The sequence below is a fragment of the Actinoalloteichus hoggarensis genome (genome assembly GCF_002234535.1).
Lineage (GTDB): Bacteria > Actinomycetota > Actinomycetes > Mycobacteriales > Pseudonocardiaceae > Actinoalloteichus_A > Actinoalloteichus_A hoggarensis.
The window spans coordinates 6,369,683-6,388,784 of the sequence record NZ_CP022521.1 but is presented as its reverse complement, the minus strand read 5'-3'; the positions used below and the strand labels follow the sequence as shown (position 1 = coordinate 6,388,784).

16 protein-coding genes are annotated in these 19,102 nt (G+C 72.0%); 15 read left to right on the top strand and 1 reads right to left on the bottom strand.

The window, feature by feature from the left end:
* Positions 1-173 precede the first annotated feature (173 nt).
* The 13 genes from AHOG_RS27250 (at position 174) to purL (ending at position 14,053) form a co-directional block, all read left to right on the top strand.
* Positions 174-497 (top strand): DMT family transporter, encoded by a 324-nt coding sequence (locus tag AHOG_RS27250; RefSeq protein ID WP_093943856.1) that lies wholly within the window; start codon positions 174-176, stop codon positions 495-497.
* Between the two features lie 92 nt (positions 498-589).
* Entirely contained in the window at positions 590-1,192 is a 603-nt protein-coding gene (locus AHOG_RS27245) for a TetR/AcrR family transcriptional regulator (protein ID WP_093944866.1), read from the top strand.
* A 139-nt stretch (positions 1,193-1,331) separates the two neighbouring features.
* Positions 1,332-2,702, top strand: a complete 1,371-nt coding sequence (locus AHOG_RS27240) for an MFS transporter (RefSeq protein WP_093943855.1) — start codon at positions 1,332-1,334, stop codon at positions 2,700-2,702.
* On the top strand, positions 2,699-3,583 hold the full coding sequence (locus AHOG_RS27235; RefSeq protein WP_093943854.1) for a MerR family transcriptional regulator: 885 nt from the start codon (positions 2,699-2,701) through the stop codon (positions 3,581-3,583). The genes AHOG_RS27240 and AHOG_RS27235 overlap by 4 nt, the downstream gene beginning before the upstream one ends.
* 152 nt (positions 3,584-3,735) lie before the next feature.
* Positions 3,736-4,284, top strand: coding sequence for a SigE family RNA polymerase sigma factor (locus AHOG_RS27230; protein ID WP_093943853.1), 549 nt, complete (start codon positions 3,736-3,738; stop codon positions 4,282-4,284).
* Positions 4,281-5,159, top strand: coding sequence for a hypothetical protein (locus tag AHOG_RS27225; RefSeq protein WP_157737073.1), 879 nt, complete (start codon positions 4,281-4,283; stop codon positions 5,157-5,159). Before AHOG_RS27230 ends, AHOG_RS27225 begins: the two co-directional genes overlap by 4 nt.
* Before the next feature lie 244 nt (positions 5,160-5,403).
* Positions 5,404-6,837, top strand: a complete 1,434-nt coding sequence (gene purB, locus AHOG_RS27220; protein WP_093943851.1) for an adenylosuccinate lyase — start codon at positions 5,404-5,406, stop codon at positions 6,835-6,837.
* Between the two features lie 534 nt (positions 6,838-7,371).
* Positions 7,372-7,752, top strand: a complete 381-nt coding sequence (locus AHOG_RS27205; RefSeq protein ID WP_093943848.1) for a hypothetical protein — start codon at positions 7,372-7,374, stop codon at positions 7,750-7,752.
* A gap of 76 nt (positions 7,753-7,828) precedes the next feature.
* Positions 7,829-8,593 (top strand): ESX secretion-associated protein EspG, encoded by a 765-nt coding sequence (locus AHOG_RS27200; protein ID WP_093943847.1) that lies wholly within the window; start codon positions 7,829-7,831, stop codon positions 8,591-8,593.
* A 388-nt stretch (positions 8,594-8,981) separates the two neighbouring features.
* Positions 8,982-10,502 (top strand): hypothetical protein, encoded by a 1,521-nt coding sequence (locus AHOG_RS27195; protein WP_093943846.1) that lies wholly within the window; start codon positions 8,982-8,984, stop codon positions 10,500-10,502.
* 292 nt (positions 10,503-10,794) lie between these two features.
* Positions 10,795-11,034, top strand: coding sequence for a phosphoribosylformylglycinamidine synthase subunit PurS (gene purS / locus AHOG_RS27190; RefSeq protein WP_093943845.1), 240 nt, complete (start codon positions 10,795-10,797; stop codon positions 11,032-11,034).
* Positions 11,031-11,702 (top strand): phosphoribosylformylglycinamidine synthase subunit PurQ, encoded by a 672-nt coding sequence (gene purQ / locus AHOG_RS27185; protein ID WP_093943844.1) that lies wholly within the window; start codon positions 11,031-11,033, stop codon positions 11,700-11,702. Before purS ends, purQ begins: the two co-directional genes overlap by 4 nt.
* Entirely contained in the window at positions 11,699-14,053 is a 2,355-nt protein-coding gene (purL, locus tag AHOG_RS27180; protein WP_093943843.1) for a phosphoribosylformylglycinamidine synthase subunit PurL, read from the top strand. The genes purQ and purL overlap by 4 nt, the downstream gene beginning before the upstream one ends.
* A 99-nt stretch (positions 14,054-14,152) precedes the next feature.
* Here the strand turns inward: purL and AHOG_RS27175 are convergent, their stop codons facing one another.
* On the bottom strand, positions 14,153-14,830 hold the full coding sequence (locus AHOG_RS27175) for a lysozyme (RefSeq protein WP_093944865.1): 678 nt from the start codon (positions 14,828-14,830) through the stop codon (positions 14,153-14,155).
* 932 nt (positions 14,831-15,762) lie between these two features.
* Here AHOG_RS27175 and AHOG_RS27170 point away from each other — a divergent pair.
* Positions 15,763-16,593, top strand: a complete 831-nt coding sequence (locus AHOG_RS27170; RefSeq protein WP_157737072.1) for an SAM-dependent methyltransferase — start codon at positions 15,763-15,765, stop codon at positions 16,591-16,593.
* Positions 16,594-16,940: 347 nt separating this feature from the next.
* Positions 16,941-19,094 (top strand): putative bifunctional diguanylate cyclase/phosphodiesterase, encoded by a 2,154-nt coding sequence (locus AHOG_RS27165; RefSeq protein ID WP_093943841.1) that lies wholly within the window; start codon positions 16,941-16,943, stop codon positions 19,092-19,094.
* Positions 19,095-19,102 lie beyond the last annotated feature (8 nt).

The window sequence follows — 19,102 nt, the reverse complement described above, 5'->3', positions numbered from 1 at the left end:
GGTGACGAGTCGCTCACCACACCGACGCATGGTGTGCTGATCTGCGGCTTCACCCCGTTCCCCTGCGGGCTTCATCCGGATGTTCGGCCCGCGGGTCGGGCCGCGACCCTCGCGTCCGTTACGCTCGATCGCGAAATAATGGTACGGCCGTACAGGAATGTGGAGGGGTTTCGATGGCATGGCTGGTGTTGATCATCTCCGGCATGTTCGAGGCGGGCTGGGCGATCTCCCTGAAGCTGTCGAACGGCTTCTCCCGGCTGTGGCCGACGGTGAGCTTCGCGGTGCTGGCCGTCGTCAGCTTCGGCGGTCTCGCCTGGGCGCTGCGCGAACTGCCCGTCGGCCCGGCCTACGCGGTCTGGACGGGCATCGGCGCCTCGCTGACGGCGATCATCGGCATGATCTGGCTCGGCGACTCCGTGTCCACCCTCAAGATCGTCTCGCTGGTGCTGATCGTCGCCGGGATCATCGGCCTCAACCTCGCGGGCGGCGGACACTGACGCCGTCGCCGCACCATCGGCCGACTCGGCGACGTTCACCCGCATGGCAGCATGGCCCCTTCACACGCATGTGTCCCGGCGGCGGAGGCCCGATGACGAGCGCGAGCACCCCCAAGGGGGAACGACGCAGGCAGGCCTTGGTTCAGGCGGCGGCCGACCTGCTGATCGAGGGCGGCTTCGAGGTCGTGCGGCACCGAGCCGTGGCCGAGCGGGCAGGCGTCCCCCTGGCCTCGACCACCTATTACTTCTCCTCGCTGGACGACCTCCTCGCCGAGGCCGTCAGACACACCGCTCACGTCGAGCTGACCGCCGCGCGGGACCGGCTCGGCGAACTGGCCGAGCGCCGCCGCAGCGTGGACACGGTGGTCGAGCTGATGCTCGACCTGCTGCTGGGCTCCGCCACCCGAGGATCGCAGTCGGAACTCATCCTCGTGCGCTACGAACGACTGGTCACCACCGGTCGCAGGCCCGCCCTGGCTCCGTTGATCCGAGAACTGGGCCACGACCTCAGCGACTTGCTCGCCGAGGCCTTCGCCCGTTCCTCGATGCCCGTCGACCGGTCAGGCCTGGCCCGGTTGATCGCGCTGGTCGACGGCGCGGTCGTCAACGCCTTGATCGACAGCGATCCCGACCCTCGCGCGGCGGCCAGGGAGATGCTGCGCGCCGAGCTGGCCCGGCTCTATCCGGATTCGTGATCGCCGCGGCCGGGGCCCGTGCCGCCCGCGAATCGGCCGCCGCGTGGTCACCGGCTGCCGGGCCGCTGGCTGCCCGGGGCCACTGACTGCCCGGTCGTTGGTTGCCCTGACGCTACGTCAGGGCGGCAGGCTCCCCGGTATGAAGCGCATCGTCGTGTTGTTCCTCGGCGCGGACTTCGCGTCGCTGCTCGGCAACTCCGTGATCGCCGTCGCCCTGCCCTGGCTGGTCTTCCAGCGGACCGGCGACGCCGCCGCGACGGGCACGGTCGCCGCCGTCACCGCCGTCCCGGCGCTGCTCGCCGCCTTCTTCGGCGGACTGCTCATCGACCGCTTCGGGCGCCGGAGGATGAGCATCCTCGCCGACCTCGGCAGTGCCGTGAGCGTCGCGGCGCTCCCCGTCGTGGACGCCGTGTTCGGCCTGGACCTCGGCCTGTTCATCCTGTTGGGCGTGCTCGGGGCGCTGTTCGACGTCCCCGGTCTCACCGCGCGGGACGCCCTGCTGCCGGACGTCGCCTCGGCGGGCCGCGTCGACCTCGATCGCCTGTCGGGCCTCCGCGAATCCCTGTTCGCCGTGTCCTTCCTGGCCGGCCCCGCGCTGGCCGGGCTGGCGTTGACTCTCTTCCCCATCGAGGCGGTGATCTGGTCGGCCGCGGTGATGCCCGCCCTGGCCGCCCTGTGCACCAGCCTGCTGCCGGCCGAGATCGACCGTGTGCGCGTCCCCGAGCACGGCGATGACGCCGCCGCGTCCGATGACGCCGCCGGGCCTGCCGCCGGACGCGACTCCCTCGGCCTGCTGGACGGGCTCCGGATCGTCCTCGGCTCCTCGCTGCTGTCGGCCCTGACCATCCTGAGCATCGGCTCCGTCCTGGTCATGGGGCCCTTGCAGGCCCTGGTGCTCCCCGTCCACTTCGCCGAGGCGGGCGACCCCGACCTGCTCGGCTACACCGTGAGCGCGATGGCCGTCGGCATGCTCGGCGGCTCGGCCGCCTACGCGGTGCTGGCCTCGCGGGTCAGCAGACGCGCCGTGTTCCTGCTCGCGCTCGCCTCCTGCACGGGCGGGCTCGCCGTCGCTGCCTTCCTGCCGCCCTTCTGGCTGCTGGCCCTCGGACTGCTCCTCGTCGGAGTCGGGTCGGGACTGTTGGGCCCGCTCGTGCCGGTGCTGTTCGCCGAGCGGGTCCCCGAGTCCTCGCGGGGGCGGGTGCTGGGTGTGCAGAATGCGGCGACGCTGGCCGCCATGCCCCTGGGAGTCATGGCGGCGGGCCTGCTGATCGAGACGGGGAGTCTGCGCACCGCCACCGCCGCCGTCGTGGGCGCGTGGCTGGTCGTCGTCGGCTACGCGATCCTGGCCAAGGGGATGCGCGACCTGGAGGCGCCCGCGGCGAAGCCGACGCCCACGGCTGAGCAGACACCCACGGCCGAGGAGACGCCCATGGTCGAGGCGTCAGCGGTCGAGGAGACCCCCGCGCTCGGACAGGCGCTCGTGGACGACGCGGCGGGAGGCCGGGGATGATGTTCACCATCGGAAGGCTGAGCGAGATCGCCGGGGTCTCGGTCCGCACCATCCGCCACTACCACCAGATCGGACTGCTGGCCGAGCCCGCCCGCGACGGTCACGGTCATCGGCGCTACGGCTCGGCCGAGTTGATCATGGTGCTGCGGGTGCGGCGGCTGGTCGAGATCGGCTTCGCGCTCCGCGAGATCGCCGACCTCCTCGACGCGCCGCCCGAGGTGCTGCGGGGATCGCTGGACGAACTCGACGCCGAACTGGCGAGCCGGCAGGAACACCTCGCCGCCCGCCGTGCAGCCCTGGCTCGCTTCCGAGAGCTCGACCACGATCCGCGGCTGCCCGAGTCCGTGGCGCGGGCACAGGCGATGATGCGCGACTGGGGGATGCCGCCCGCCGTGGTCGAGGCCGAGCGCGACGCGGTCCTCCTCGCCACGGCGATGCTGCGCCCGGCGACGGGTCCGGGCGCCCTCGCGGGCTCCGATACGACCGGCGACCCGTCCGAGGCGGCGGGGTCCGTCGAGCCCCCGCAGGTGAGGGCGCTCTTCGACGACGTCTACACCAGTCTGATCGGCGTGGACGGCGGCAGGCTGAGCAGACGGCTCTATCAGGAGATGGACGCCGTCCGGGACCTGCCCGCCGACCATCCCCGCGTCGACGCCCTGCTGGAGACCTCCATCGAGTTCCTGACCACGCACACGGCTCTGCTGCGGCGGCTGCGTGCCGAGCACTGGCAGGCGAGCGTCGCGTTCTCCGAGGCGACGGTCACCACCCTGTTCGAGGACTTCCTGCGCTCGATGCCGCCCGCCCACCTCCGGCTCGTCCGAACCCTGGGCCGATTCCTCGACGAACAGGATGCGGCGGAGCCCGACGCCGACTCCACCTGATCGACCGGACTCCCGGTTCGGCCGTCCGCCGGCCTGAAGACTCGCCGCGCCCGGCGGCCGTTCGGCCGTCCGTCGCCCAAACTCGATGATCTCGCGTGCAACCCGGCGGCCCGCCCGCCCGTGAGTAGGGGTGGTTCTGTGAGAGGAGAGCGATGCGAGCCGAGGAAGAGGAACAGTTCCGCGTCTTCGCCAGAGAGAAGGCGGCGGCCCTGCGCCGGACGGCCTACCTGGTCTGCGGCGACTGGCACCTCGCCGAGGACCTCGTCCAGACGGCGCTGATCAAACTGCACGGCGCGTGGTCACGGGTGCGGCGCCGCAGCACCGTCGATCGGTACGTCCGCACCGTGTTGATGCGGTGCTGGCTGGACGAGTACCGCCGCCCGTGGCGGCGCCGCGAGCATCGCGACGGCATCGTCCCCGAGGTCGCCGATCCGGCCGTCGACCCGGCCGCCGCCGGGCAGCGCCACTGGGCGAAGGGCGTGGTGCACCAGGCGCTCGCCCAGGTGCCGCCTCGGCAGCGGGCGGCTCTGGTGCTGCGGTACTTCGAGGATCTGTCGGTCGCCGAGGCCGCGGCGGTGCTGCGGTGCTCGGAGGGCACGGTCAAGAGCCAGACGTCCCGCGGGCTGACGGCGCTGCGGGATGCGATGGAACGCCAAGACGAGGACCTGCCTCGACTTGCCGTGGAAGGGATGGCGTGGTGAACGAGGACGAACTGCGAGAAGGCCTGCGGGCCGCCGTGGCGGGGGAGCCGCCGATGCGGCTGGACCCGGACCGGATGGCGGCGAAGGCGGAGATCCACACCCGGCGACGGCGGTCCATGGTCGGCGCGGCCGTCGGCACCCTCGCGGTGTTCGGCGCGGTCGCGATCGCCCCGGCGCTGACCGGGCAGGGCGGCGGGGAGACGATGTCGGCGGCGGCCTCCTCCTCGGCGCCGCCGCCGTCGAACCCGGAGGAGGCCGAGCGGCTGCTCGACCTGACCGACATGGAGAAGCTGGCGTTGTTGCCGGACGGGTTCGTGCTGGGAGAGCCGGAACTCGCCTGGCCGCCGGAGGGCACCTCGGCGCCCTACTACTCACGGGGGGAGCTCTACGAGCGCACCCAGGATCTCCGGCCGATCCTCGATGATCGGTTCGCGCAGGTCATGCCGGACGCCTCGGTCGTCCATACTCAGCTCTTCGGGACGGCGGGCCTGGGCGACATCGACGACGGTGCCGACTCGGTCAGCACCAGCATCTTCTTCAACGACGAGCTGGGCGACGGCGGTGCGTTCGTCCAGGTGATGTCGGCAGGCCCCGATCCGATGGTGACGGAGTGCGGCCGGAAGGATCTCGCCTGCGGCCACCGGCTGCTCTCCGACGGCTCCGTGCTGATCGCCTCGGTCTACGACCCGAGAAGGGGCACGAAGCCCTCGGCGATCCAGCTCAACCATCTGCGCCAGGACGGCGAGGTGGTGCAGTTCTCCGCGTTCGACTACAACCCCACCGGCACCGGTGAGCAGGTCGCACGCGAGGAACCCGGCCTGAGCTGGGACCAGCTCATCACACTGGCCACCGACGAGTCGATCACGGTCTACTGACCCTCGCGGCGACGCGGCCGTGATCGGAGCCTGGGGCGAACCCGACACAGCGGGTGCGCCCCGGTGCCGTGCTCGGACCTCGCCGGGAACGACATGGCGAGAGGCCGCTGCCCGGCCCGCCTCACCGCCCGCCGCTCACCCCCGGACCCTTCGCGATCTCCGCCGCCCCGCATCACCTGCCGTCGCGCCCGCCCCCGTCGCGCCGCGGGCGAACCCGCTGTCCACGAGGCCTTAGGCTCTCCCGGTGACCGCGACACCACCCATCCCCAATGTCCTGGCCGCCCGCTACGCCTCGACGGACCTGGCCACCCTGTGGTCGCCGTCGCACAAGATCGTGTTGGAGCGCAGGCTGTGGCTCGCCGTGCTGAGCGCGCAGGCGGAGCTGGGCGTCGCCGTCCCCGAGACCGCCGTCGCCGACTACCGGCGGGTGCTCGATGAGGTCGACCTCGCCTCGATCGCCGAGCGGGAGCGCGTCAGCAGACACGACGTGAAGGCCAGGATCGAGGAGTTCAACGCCCTGGCCGGCCACGAGCAGGTCCACAAGGGGATGACCTCTCGGGACCTCACCGAGAACGTCGAGCAGTTGCAGATCCGGCTCAGCCTGCTGCACGTCCGCGACCGCGTCGTCGCCCTCCTCGCCAGGCTGGGCAGCCTGGCCGCCCAGCACTCCGAGCTGGTGATGGCGGGCCGCTCGCACAACGTCGCCGCGCAGGCCACCACGCTGGGCAAGCGCTTCGCCGGCGCCGCCGACGAGTTGCTGTGTGCGCTGGACCGCCTGGAGGACCTGCTCGGTCGCTACCCGCTGCGTGGGATCAAGGGCCCGATGGGCACCGCGCAGGACATGCTCGACCTGCTCGGCGGGGACGCGGATGCGCTCGCGACCCTGGAGGAGACCGTCGCGACCCACCTCGGCTTCGAGCGCGTGCTCACCAGCGTCGGTCAGGTGTATCCGCGTTCCCTGGACTTCGACGTCCTGACCTGCCTGGTGCAGCTGGCGGCGGCGCCGTCGAACCTGGCCACGACGGTGCGGCTGATGGCGGGCCACGAACTGGTCACCGAGGGCTTCAAGCCGGGGCAGGTCGGCTCCAGCGCGATGCCGCACAAGATGAACACGCGATCCTGTGAACGGGTCAACGGCCTGGCCGTGGTGCTGCGCGGCTACTCGTCGATGGTCGGCGAGCTGGCGGGCGACCAGTGGAACGAGGGCGACGTCTCCTGTTCTGTGGTACGGCGAGTCGCCCTGCCGGACGCCTTCTTCGCCTTCGACGGCCTGGTGGAGACCATGCTCACCGTGCTCGACGAGTTCGGCGCCTTCCCGGCGGTCGTCGACCGCGAGCTGAACCGCTATCTGCCGTTCCTGGCCACCACCAAGGTGCTCATCGCGGCGGTGCGCGCCGGAGTGGGGCGTGAGACGGCGCACGAGGTGATCAAGGAGCACGCCGTGGGCGCCGCTCTCGCGATGCGCGAGCAGGGCGCCGAGCAGAACGACCTGCTCGACCGGCTCGCCGCCGACGACCGTCTTCCGCTGGATCGCGGCAGGCTGGCGGAGCTGCTCGCCGATCGGCTCTCCTTCACGGGCGCGGCCACCAGCCAGACGGCCGCCGTGCTGGCGCGGATCGCCGAGGTCGTCGAGCGTCATCCCGAGGCGGCGGGCTACTCGCCGGGCGCGATCCTCTGATCCGCGGCGCCCGTCCCGGTCCGGCTGCCTGCTCGCCGCCGGACCACCGACGTGACGGGCGACGCGAGCGGTGGGTCGTCGTGCGGCGCCCGACCGCGAAGGCCGCTCCGCGCGAAGCCGAAGGCATCGCTCCGGTCGCCGGAGGGGTCGCCTCCCCGTCGACGACGCACACCCGAAGGCGATCGGCCGCGGCGTGCCGGTGCCGTCGCCGGCCGAAGCCGCGGCCTGGCCCGCCCGAGGTATCGAAGGCGAGCCGTCCGCCGCCGTGAACAGGACGGCGGTCGTTCGTCGGTCGGGGCCGGGGCCTGCGGCCCGCCGCGGCATCGGATGGTGCGGCGCGGCGGTCGCCGGTGCGCCGTCTGCTCGGCGACCGGATGCGGGCCGGCCGCGGGAGGCCGCCGGGTCGGGCGGACCACCGGGTTCCCGGCCCCTTCACCTCGGCCTGCCGCGGCGGGGTGCATGCTGGGGGTTCGCCGTCCTCGACGTGCCTCGGACGGCCGCCGTACACGACCGACGAGTCGAGGAGGAGACGTGATGGCCGGACAGGTGAACATCTCCGTGCCGCTGCCCGCAGGCGCCGACTCGGCGGCGGCGTCGGGTTTCCAGATCGACGTCGACGCGGTGCCCGCCCTGCGTGAACGTCTGCTCGCCGCGATCGAACACCTGCGCGAGGCAGGCGACTCGGCGGAGGAGCTGACCGACCTCACCGCGCCGGGTGACGACCCGGTCAGCCTCGCCGCGGTGACCGGTTTCGTGGGACGGGCCGCCGACCCGGCGGGTTCGCTGACCACGACGGTGGCCGCCGCCGTCGCCATGTTGTCCGACGTGATCGCCCGACTCGATCGGGCCGCGGCTCGGCAGCAGTCCTCGGCCCTCGATCCGGCCGTCGCCCACCCGGTTCACCGCTCGGAGTGATTCCCTCGCCGTTGACCCGAGACTCACGGCGGCCCTGCGATGATCGGCCGCGTCATCCGAGCGGGGAGGCCCGGCTTTGCCGATCGTCGTGGAACGAGCCGAACTGAATCTGTTGTGGCGACACCTCGAGCTGGGCAGCAGACCGTTGACGTTGGCCACCCGCGAACGCGGTGTGACCCTGGCCGAGAACGCGGAGTCCGATCGGCGCGCCACCGCGTCGCTGCGCGAGCGCGGGCTGCTCGACGGGGTGGCCGTCCATCCGTCGCTGGCGTCGGCGTTGCGATGCCTGGCCGCGCCGCGCCACGCCGTCGACCTGCGATGGACGGTGGAACCCGGTCGGGAGCTTCGTGGGCTGGCCGCGTCCGACGGCGAGCGCGGTGCCCGAGGCGTGCTCGACGACGAACGGCTCACCCTCGACGACGTGCACCCGGCCGCCGTGATCGACTCGGCAGTCGACGTCCTGGGGGCGATGCGAGCGGGCAGCGGCCGCGCGGTGTGTCTGCCCGCCGCGGTCGTCCAGGCCGCCGGGGCGGACGGCTCCTGCCCCGATACGCGCTTCGCGGACGCTCTGGTGCGGCACGGCGTCGCACAGGCGGAGGCCCGAGAAGTCCTCGCGATGCTCGGGACCGCCCGGCTGCGCGGCGGTCAGCTCGGCGCGACGTGGCGGGATGTCGGGGGCGCGCGACGACGGGCGCCGTGGGTGATCGACGTCTACGACACCGTGCAGGGCCGCTATGCCGTGCATCACCGGGACGGCCGCGTGGCCGTCGAGCCCGCCGACTCCGCTCGGCTCGCCCAGATGCTCCGCGAACTGCTCGACGCCGGGGCCGAGCCGGGATGACGCCGACGATCCACGCCCGGCCCGGCCACGGCGGAGCAGGCGGCGGCGAGTCCGACCGCGTTCGCCCCGCGTCGTGTCCTCGGGTTCACGACGGCGTGTCGCGGCGGCCTCGAGATGCCGGGAGACGGTGGATTCGCGACGTCGCGGGACGGCGGGCTCACGGCGCGCGTGCCGAGCCGCGAACCGAGCCTGCCGTGCCTGAGTGGCGTTCCGGGCAGGCCGGGGCGCCCGAGTGCGACCGGCCACGCGGCCGCTCGAAACGGATCGGCCGTCGTCGTCGCCCGCCCGCCGCCCCCGTTCGGCTCCGTGCCTTCCGCGTGGGTCCGCCCGCGCACCCCGGGGCATCGGCCGATCCGTCACCGCCGCCACTGTTCGGGAGGCAGACCACATGACCGGCACCAACTGGGACGGCATCGCCCATCAGCAGCTCGTCGACTGGTTCGCCGCCGGTTCGACGGACTCGGCCACCGAGGCGGCCGTCCGCTGGCGAGAGCACGTCGGCGGCAGCTTCGGTCGTGTCGCCGATCTCGTCGAGGGCGCCCTCCGGGACAGCGGAGCGGTGTGGCACGGGTCGGCGGCGGCGGCGATGCGCGACGGCGTGTCGCCGTTGGCACGGTTCGCCCTGGACGCTCAGCAGGCGTCGGTGGGCATCGGGGTGGGCGTCGATCGCTGGGCTGCGGCCTTCGAGCACGTCACGGCCGAGATGCCCGCCCCGATCCGCGTCACCGACGACGAGGCGTGGCGGGACCAGCCGGTGGCGGTGCTCCTCGGCACGGCGACGGACCGGGAGGATCGAGAGACACGGGCCCGCGAGGCCGAGGAACGTGCCAGGGACCTGGCGCGAGCCTACGAGCGTGCCGTCGACGCGACCGTCGCCGAGCTGCCCGCCTTCGCACCGGACCATGCCGGCGCGGCCGCCGGGGCAGGACGATCCGGCGGGGCTCGTCCGGCGACCGTGTCGCACGCGGGCCCGCCCACTCGGCCGAACCCGCAGGTCACCGGAGGGGACGAGCAGGAGCGGCGGGGCGGGCTCGCGTGGACGTCCGGCCATCCGGGTGGGCCTCCGCAGGTCGCCGGGCCGCCGCAGGCCTTCGCCGCGCGGGTGGCGCCTGCCGGACCGCCGCCCGTCGGTCCACGCCGGGTCGGGTCGAATCCGCCTGCCGCGTCCGATGCGGCGGCGCGGCATCGCCCGTCACCTGCGGTGCCACCCGGCCCGACCCCGGACTCCCGTGGAGCGAGCCCGGCCGGATCGATGCCCGCGAGTCCGATGCCGCCCGATTCCCCCTCATCCGGTCTCCTCGCGCCCGGTCCTCCCGCGCCCGGTCCCGGCCAGGTCGCTCCCGCTTCGGCAGGCCCCGCTGCGGCAGACCCGGCGTCGAGCGGCCCGGCATCGATCAGCCCCGGCCCACGCGGCTCGGCGCCACGCGATGCAGCGCCGTCGGGGTGGGGCCGGGTCGATGCCGCCGCACCGGCTCCGCCGCCCGCGGGCGCGACGCCCGACCCGCCGTCGGCCGCGACTCCGACGCCGACCCCGACGCCGACCCCGACCCCGACGCCGACCCCGACCCCGACGACCGCACCGCGGCCCGTGTCACCGGAGCCCCCGCCCCCGCCGCTCACCCTCGCCCAGCAGTTCGGTCCGGACGCCGTCAAACAGCACCAGGAGATCGGGTACCGCGACCCCGAGCCGGCGGGTTCCTCGGCATCGCCCTTCCAACCTTCGGTGTTGGACCGGCCCGCCTGGGGGCCGGACGCCGGGCCGAGCCGGACGACGACCCGTCGCCCCGGCCGCGGCGAAGGACGGGATCAGGACGCCCTGGAGTACTTGGAGCCGGTCGACGAGATGTGGGGCGACACCGGTCACGCGGCGCCGCCCGTCCTCGGCGGCGAACGGCAGGGCGAACGCTGACCGACGAACGCGGACGGCGTGGTTCCGCCGACACTGCGACCGGCGCACACCACCCCGGAGGCCGCACCGGACCGCCCTGACGACCCGGCCTCAGGGGACGCTGACGACCGGAATCGGCACCTATTCGGGACGGTCCTGACGTCGACGTCCGTCGCGAGGAGCATCACCGTTCGTCGAGGGCGCGCGGCGACCGGGCCTCCCGCCGACGCACCACGCCCGACGTCGGTCGAAAGCACAGCTCAGGTAGCCTCGGTGCCACATTCCGCCGACCTGAACAGCTGGAGCAGCAGCAGTGGCCCGAGTCGTCGTCGACGTCATGCCCAAGCAGGAGATCCTCGACCCCCAAGGCCAGGCGGTGGCAGGCGCATTGCCCCGGTTGGGCTTCCAGGGAGTGACGAGCATCCGTCAAGGCAAGCACTTCGAGCTGGAGGTCGACGACTCCGTCGACGACGCCACGCTCGGGCGCATCGCCGAGACGCTCCTGGCCAATCCGGTCATCGAGGACTGGGCGATCCGGAGGGAACAGTCATGAAGGTCGGGGTGATCACCTTCCCCGGCACCCTCGACGACGTCGATGCCGCCCGCGCCGTCCGCCTCGCGGGCGCGGAGGCCGTGTCGCTGTGGCATCGGGACGCGGACCTGCGCGGCGTCGACGCGGTGGTGGTGCCCGGCGGCTTCTCCTACGGCGACTACCTGCGCTGCGGCGCGATCGCCAGCTTCGCCCCGGTGATGACGGAGGTCGTCGCCGCGGCGGGCCGGGGGATGCCGGTGCTCGGCATCTGCAACGGCTTCCAGATCCTGTGCGAGGCCGGGCTGCTGCCCGGCGCGCTGGTGCGCAACGCCGGACTGCACTTCGTCTGCCGCGACCAGTGGCTGCGCGTCGAGCGCACCGACACGGCCTGGACCGGTCGGTACGAGGCGGGCGCGGAGATCATCGTCCCGTTGAAGTCCATGGAGGGTCGGTACGTCGCGGACGCGGCCACCCTCGACTCGCTCGAGGGCGAGGGTCAGGTCGTCCTGCGCTACCTCGGCGACCCGCCCAACGGCGCGCTGCGCGAGATCGCGGGCATCAGCGATCCCAGCGGTCGGATCGTCGGCATGATGCCGCATCCGGAACACGCCGTCGACGCCCTGACCGGCCCGAGTGACGACGGCCTCGGCGTCTTCCTGTCCCTCCTCGACGCGATGGTGAGCGTGTGACCGGCAACGACCAGTCCGTAGACACGAACTCCGCCCAGCCCGACGTCGCCGACCACGTCGACACGGTGGAACACGCCCGAGCCACCCCCGACACGGCTCAGCCGCATCGGGAGCTCGGGGTGAAGGACGACGAGTACCAGCGCATTCGCGAGATCCTGGGCAGGCGGCCCACGGACGCCGAGCTGGCCATGTACTCGGTGATGTGGAGCGAGCACTGCTCCTACAAGTCCTCCAAGGTGCACCTCGGCTACTTCGGTGAGACGACCACCGACGAGATGCGGTCGACGATGCTCGCGGGCATCGGCGAGAACGCGGGTGTGATCGACATCGGCGGCGGCTGGGCCGTCACCTTCAAGGTCGAGTCGCACAACCACCCGTCGTACGTGGAGCCCTATCAGGGCGCGGCGACCGGTGTGGGCGGCATCGTCCGAGACATCATGGCCATGGGCGCGCGGCCGATCGCGATCGCCGACCCGCTGCGCTTCGGCCCCGCCGACGCGCCCGACACCCGGCGGGTGCTGCCCGGCGTCGTGGCGGGCGTCGGCGGTTACGGCAACTGTCTCGGGCTGCCCAACATCGGCGGCGAGGTCGTCTTCGACGAGAGCTACGCGGGGAACCCGCTGGTCAACGCGCTTTGCATCGGTTCGATGCGCGTGGAGGACCTGCACACGGCCCATGCGTCCGGCGTCGGCAACAAGATCATCCTCTTCGGGGCTCGGACCGGTCTGGACGGCATCGGCGGCGTCTCCGTGCTGGCCTCGGACAGCTTCGCGGGCGGCGACGCGGGCGGCGGACGCAAGAAGCTGCCCGCCGTGCAGGTCGGCGATCCCTTCGCCGAGAAGGTCCTGATCGAATGCTGCCTGGAGCTGTTCGGCAGCAGGCTCGTGGTCGGCATCCAGGACCTCGGCGGCGCGGGCCTGTCCTGCGCCACCTCGGAGCTGGCCTCGGCGGGCGACGGCGGCATGCGCGTCGAGCTGGACCGCGTCCCGCTGCGCGCGGCGGGCATGACCCCGGCGGAGATCCTCTCCAGCGAGTCGCAGGAGCGGATGTGCGCCGTGGTGCGGCCGGAGGACGTGGACGCCTTCCTCGCCGTGTGCGAGAAGTGGGACGTCACCGCGACGGTGATCGGCGAGGTCACCGAGGTCTCCGAGGAGGAGGCCGCCCGAGGCGGCAGGCTCGTCATCACCTGGAACGGCGAGGTCGTCGTCGACGTCCCGCCGCGCACCGTGGCCCATGAGGGTCCGGTGTACCGGCGTCCCGTGGCCCGGCCCGCCGATCAGGACGAGCTCGTCGCGGACGACACCAGCGGCCTCGCCCGGCCCAGCGGCCCCGAGGAGCTGAGCGACACCCTGCTGCGGATGATCGCCTCGCCGAACCTGGCCAGCAGGGCCTGGGTGACCGATCAGTACGACCGGTACGTGCGGGGCAACACGGTGCTGTCGCAGCCCGCCGACGCGGGGATGGTCCGCGTCGACGAGGAGACCGGACTCGGCGTCGCCGTGGCCACCGACTGCAACGGGCGCTACTGCAGGCTCGACCCGTACACCGGCGCGCAGCTCGCCTTGGCCGAGGCATATCGCAACGTCGCGGTGAGCGGCGCGGTTCCCGCCGCCGTGACCAACTGCCTGAACTTCGGCTCGCCGGAGGACCCCGGTGTGATGTGGCAGTTCGAGCAGGCGGTGCGCGGGTTGGCGGACGGCTGCCGCGAACTCGGCATCCCCGTGACCGGCGGCAACGTCAGCTTCTACAACCAGACCGGTGCCACGGCGATCCTGCCGACGCCGGTGGTGGGAGTCCTCGGCGTCATCGACGACGTGCACCGGCGGATCCCCAGCGGAATCGGCAACGAGGCCGGCGAGTCGCTGCTGCTGCTCGGCACGACCGCCGACGAGTTCGACGGTTCCGAATGGGCGCGCGTCGTGCACGGCCACCTGGGCGGCAGGCCGCCGAAGGTGGATCTCGCGGCGGAGCGGCTGCTCGCGGAGGTCCTGCTCGCAGGGTCCCGGGACGGCATGGTCTCGGCCGCGCACGACCTCTCCGAAGGCGGACTGGCTCAGGCCGTGATCGAGGCCGCCCTCACCGGGCAGACCGGCTGCCGGATCGTGCTCCCGGAGGACGCCGACCCGTTCGTCTGGCTGTTCTCCGAGTCGGCGGGTCGGGCACTGGTGTCGGTCACCCGCACCGAGGAGCTGCGGTTCACCGACATGTGCACCATGCGCGGGCTGCCGTGGACGAAGATCGGCGTGGTGGACCCGGCGGCCGACGCCGTCGAGATCCAGGGCGTCGGCGACTTCCCGCTCGCCCGCCTGCGAGAAGCCTGGGAGGGCACCCTGCCTGCGCTCTTCGGCTGAGCCGGTGCGGCCTCCGACAGGCCCGCACCGGAGCGCTCGACGTGATCGGGGTGCACACCGTCACCGGTGCGCACCCCGAGTCGGCGTGCTCGCCCGCCGTCAGCCGTTCGCGAGCGCCTGAAGCCGATCCTGGGCACCGTTGAACCAGTTCTGGTCGCCGGGGAAGATGCCGCTGTCGGAGTACTGCCAGATGGTGTGGAAGCCCCACCCGTTGGGCAGCGTGCCCACGGAGTTGGAGTAGCGGGCGATCCACAGCGGGTTCGTCGCGCCGAATCCGCCGTTGTTCCCCGTGCAGGTCTGCCACCAGCTCGTGCTGGTGTAGATCGTGGGGTAGCGGGTGGTCAGCCGGTGCACCTCGTTGCTGAAGTCCCGGATCCAGGACACCATCTGCGACTGGCTCAGCCCGTAGCAGGTCGCGCCGTAGGGGTTGTACTCGATGTCGAGCGCCGGGGGCAGCGTCCGGCCGTCCTTCGACCAGCCGCCGCCGTTGGCCACGAAGTACTTCGCCTGTGCCGCGCCCGTCGAACGATCGGGCAGCGCGAAGTGGTAGGCGCCGCGGATCATCCCCACCCGGTAGGAGCCGTTGTACTGCTGGGTGAAGTCCGGGTTCTTGAAGCCGGTGCCCTCCGTCGCCTTCACGTAGGCGAACTTCGCGCCGTTCGCCCAGGCCTTGTCCCAGTCGACGTTGCCCTGCCAACCGCTGACGTCCATGCCGTGGGTCTGTCCGCTCTGTGCCGCGCTCGGATCGGGGCTGCCGCTGCGGCCCTCGTGCTTCATGATCTGCGAGCCCGCGTAGTGCTCGTTGGAGCCCTCGGGCAGCGGGGTCTCCTCCGCCGAGCCTTCGGAGTGCGGCGCCTGCTCGGCGGGGCCCTCCGCGGCCTGGTCCGTGGACTCTTCGGGGAGCGGAGTCTCCCCGGTGTGGTCTTCGGGGAGCGGAGCGTCCCCGGTGTGGTCTTCGGGGAGCGGAGCGTCCCCGGTGTGGTCTTCGGGGAGCGGAGCGTCCCCGGTGTGGTCTTCGGGGAGCAGAGTCTGCCCGGTCGTCTGCTCGGCCTCGACGGACGTGCGGCTCGCGATGGCAGGAGCGACCGCACCGAGAAGGAGCAGCGTGGTGGTGGCGGCGATGACGCCGACTCTGGCGCGCAGGCGATTCGTCTTGGTCAACTGGCACCCCTACGTTGAATTCCTGTCGGAACAACCGACTGACTTCGAGGGTCGATGGGCCGGCCGCGGAACATGAAGACTGGCTCGTGATCTGTCGCTCACCGTAAGTCGGATATCGCCGGTTCGCCCGGAGACGTCGCACCGAGGGGACACGCCGGATGAACCCGGAGAAGCGCCTCCGAGATCGACTCCGTCCACTGCGGAGACGGGGAGCAGCGGTATCCACAGTGGATGGACAAACGCCCGGCCGGGCTCGCCGCCGCGCCGCCCGGCGTCGGAGTGAGCCTCAGGGCGTCGACGGACCCGCCCGTCGATCGGCGCCGTTGACCAGCGTGATCTCGCCGGTCGACCGTCGTCGATCGACGAGCGTGCCGCCGCGGCGAAGGTCAAGACACGGAGTTCCGGGATGACGCTTCGACCGGGTGTCGCCCGCAGGCGCAGTGACCGGGCAAAAGGACACGGAACGCGGTCCTGCGGTGACGGCGGGCGATCGACAACGCTTATGCTTATCGCCTGATCGAGTGGTCTCGGCGAACAGGAGTGCTTCCGTGGCAGGAGAACGTCCTTCTTGGGTGCCCAGCGAGGTCGACGTGGAGCGCCCGAGCGCCGCTCGGATGTACGACTACTTCCTCGGCGGCGCGCACAACTTCGCCGTCGACCGGCAGATGGCCGACCAGGTGATCGCGACGTTCCCGGGCACGCGGCGGTTCGCTCAGCTCAACCGCTCCTTCCTGCGATGGTCGGTCCGGCTGCTGCTGGACTCCGGGGTCCGCCAGTTCATCGATCTCGGCTCCGGCATCCCCACCGTCGGCAACGTCCACGAGACCGCGCAGCGCATCGACCCGACCGCCAGGGTGGTCTACGTCGACAACGACCCGGTCGCCTATGCGCACAGCCGCTCCATCCTCGCGCAGGACGCACAGGCGGCCGTGGTCAAAGCCGATCTCCGCGACGTCGACGCGGTGCTGACCGACCCGGCCGTCGTCGACCTGCTCGACCTCGACCAGCCCGTCGGGCTGCTCACCGTCGCCGTGCTGCACTTCATCCCGGACACGGACGACCCGGCGGCGACCCTCGCGCGGTATCACGACGCCGTCGCACCGGGCAGCCACCTGGTGATCTCGCACGCGCTCGCCGAGCCGGTGCAGGAAGGTGAACCGGAGGACGAGCGCGCCACCACCGTGAAGAAGGTCTACAGCCGGAGCGCGACGCCGTTGACTCTGCGCACCGAGGAGCAGATCGCGCGACTGTTCGGCGGATTCGCGATCATCGACCCGCCGGGGCTGGTCAACGCCGGCCTGTTCAGTGGCGGCGACCTCTACGACGGGCCCGACCCGGACTGGGCGCCCGGCGCGGTGGGCGTCGGACGGAAGGCGTGAGCACCGATCCCCGCAGGCCGCGCCACCGTGCGTCGTATGCTGCTGACGACCGGTGATACTCCAGACGGGTGATGAGGGGAGGCCGTCGTGACAGCGTCTCCCCGTCCCCACCGCCGTCCGGATCACTCGCCGTCGCCGAACGGGCGAGCCGAACGACGCCATGCGGGGCGAGCGATGCGGTCGGGCGTTACCCTCGAACTCGTGGTTGACGATCCGGCCGCGGCCGGGCGCCACGGAACGGTCCCCGGCGCGGCACGGCACTCCGTGACGCCGCCCGCCGACCCGACGCGGCGGCCCGTGTCGTCGCCTCAGCGGTTCGAGACTGGTGAGCAGGCCCCATTGTGCGCATGACGGAGCGACCCGGCGATTCCGCGGGCACCGGTGATCACGACGCGGACCACGCGGTCGTGGCCCGACGACTCGCGCGGGAATGGGCTGCGGCGATCAACGGCACCAGCTATGTGTCGATGTCCCAGGACGAGGTCGTCGACTACCTCGTCGGACTCGCGACACGGATCTTCGCCGCGCTCGACGCGGAGCCCTTCAACCCGCGCGCGGCATGGGAGGTCGGCGTCGACCTGGTCGACAGCCACTTCACCAGCTCGGCCACGTTGGAGCGCACCATCACACTCCTGGGTGATGAGATCACCCAGGAGATGCCCGACGTCGCCGCCGGCCGGATCTCCGCGGTGCAGGGCGCGCTCGCAGGCGGTTACGGCTACGCGCTGCGGCAGCGCACCCTCCACGAACAGGAGGCGATCCGCGAGGCGGTGCTCGACGCCCGCGAACAGGCCGAGGCGGCGCTGCGGGCGAGCGAGGCACGCTTCCGGGCACTGTTCACCGAAGCCGCCATCGGCATCGGCCTCGCCGACGTGGACGGTCGGATGCTCGACGCCAACCTCGCCCTGCAACAGATGCTCGGCTACTCGCTGGAGGAGTTCCGCGGCTTCTCCCTGCACGAGTTCCTGCACGCGGGCGATCCCGAGGCGACCCACGAGGCCTACCGACAGCTGACCAGGGGAGACCGCGAGTACTTCCGGGCGGAGAAGCAGTTCTTCCGCAGCGACGGCGACTCGGTGTGGACCAACCTCACCGTCTCCCTGGTCCGGGGTCCCGACGGCGAACCCCAGTACCAGCTCGCGATGATGGAGGACGTCACCGACCGCCATCAGCTTCAGGACCGGCTGCGCTACCAGGCGCTGCACGACCCGCTCACCGGGCTGGCCAACCGTGCGCTGTTCCTGGATCGGCTGGCGCGGGTGTTCAACCGGCCGGAACGGGACCGTCGAGTAGGCCTGTGCTTCATCGACCTCGACGGTTTCAAGGTCATCAATGACAGCCTCGGCCATCACGTCGGCGACGAGCTGCTGGTCGCGGTCGCGAAACGGCTCGCGGCGAGCGTCGCCCTCACCGATTGCCTGGTGGCCCGGCTCGGCGGCGACGAGTTCGTGCTGCTGGCCGAACGCAGCTCCGGGACGGACCAGCTCATCGAGCTGGGGAACCAGGTGCTCGACGTGCTGGCCGATCCCATCCGAATCGGCGGTCACCAGCTCTCGGTGTCGGCGAGCATCGGCATCGTCGAACGTCCGGTCGTCGCGGGCGGCTCGGGCGACCTGATCCGGGACGCCGACGTGACGCTGTACTGGGCGAAGTCCGAGGGCAAGAGCCGGTGGGCGCTGTTCGACCCCGAGCGCAACGCTCGTGAGGTCGCCAGGTTCCGGCTCTCCGCCACCATGCCCGCGGCTCTGGAACGCGACGAGTTCTACGTCGACTACCAGCCGCTCGTCGCCTTGGCCGACGGACGGGTCATCGCCGTGGAGGCACTGGTCCGCTGGCAGCACCCCGAACACGGCCTGCTCGCCCCGGACAAGTTCATCGGCCTGGCCGAGGAGACCGGGCTCATCGTCCAGCTCGGTCGATGGGTGCTCGAGCACACCTGTCGGCAGGCTCGGCAGTGGAGCGACGAGTTCGGCGACGACGCCCCCTTCGTCAGCGTCAACCTCGCCGCTCGTCAGTCACGGGACCCGTCCCTGGTCAGTGACGTCGAGTCCATCCTGCGGGACACCGGACTGCGGGCGGGACAGTTGCAGCTCGAACTCACCGAGAGCGCCGTGATGGGCACCGCCGAGGACCAGACCAGCGCGCTGCGCAAGCTCTACGACATGGGCGTCCGCATCGCCATCGACGACTTCGGCACCGGCTACTCCAACCTCGCCTACCTGCGGCGGCTTCCCGTCCACGAACTCAAGATCGCAGGCTCGTTCGTGGAGGGGCTGCGGGTGGCGGGCAGACCGGACCCCGTGGACGAGCAGATAGTCGGGGCACTGGTCACCCTCGCCCATGCGCTCGGGCTGACCGTCACCGCGGAGGGCGTCGAGACGGCCGCCCAGGCGGAGCGCCTGCGCGACATCGGCTGTGAGGCGGGCCAAGGCTGGTACTTCGCCCGACCGGGTCCCCCGGCGGCGATCAACCGCCTGCTGGCGACGCAACGGCGGCGCTGAAGAGGACC

Excerpts from the sequence above, each read along its gene's own strand:
- AHOG_RS27235 (WP_093943854.1), top strand. The coding sequence starts at position 2,699 with ATGATGTTCACCATCGGAAGGCTGAGCGAGATCGCCGGGGTCTCGGTC.
- AHOG_RS27240 (WP_093943855.1), top strand. The coding sequence starts at position 1,332 with ATGAAGCGCATCGTCGTGTTGTTCCTCGGCGCGGACTTCGCGTCGCTG.
- AHOG_RS27165 (WP_093943841.1), top strand. The coding sequence starts at position 16,941 with ATGACGGAGCGACCCGGCGATTCCGCGGGCACCGGTGATCACGACGCG.
- purQ (WP_093943844.1), top strand. The coding sequence starts at position 11,031 with ATGAAGGTCGGGGTGATCACCTTCCCCGGCACCCTCGACGACGTCGAT.
- AHOG_RS27205 (WP_093943848.1), top strand. The coding sequence starts at position 7,372 with ATGGCCGGACAGGTGAACATCTCCGTGCCGCTGCCCGCAGGCGCCGAC.
- AHOG_RS27245 (WP_093944866.1), top strand. The coding sequence starts at position 590 with ATGACGAGCGCGAGCACCCCCAAGGGGGAACGACGCAGGCAGGCCTTG.
- AHOG_RS27230 (WP_093943853.1), top strand. The coding sequence starts at position 3,736 with ATGCGAGCCGAGGAAGAGGAACAGTTCCGCGTCTTCGCCAGAGAGAAG.
- AHOG_RS27250 (WP_093943856.1), top strand. The coding sequence starts at position 174 with ATGGCATGGCTGGTGTTGATCATCTCCGGCATGTTCGAGGCGGGCTGG.
- AHOG_RS27195 (WP_093943846.1), top strand. The coding sequence starts at position 8,982 with ATGACCGGCACCAACTGGGACGGCATCGCCCATCAGCAGCTCGTCGAC.
- AHOG_RS27175 (WP_093944865.1), bottom strand. The coding sequence starts at position 14,830 with ATGAAGCACGAGGGCCGCAGCGGCAGCCCCGATCCGAGCGCGGCACAG.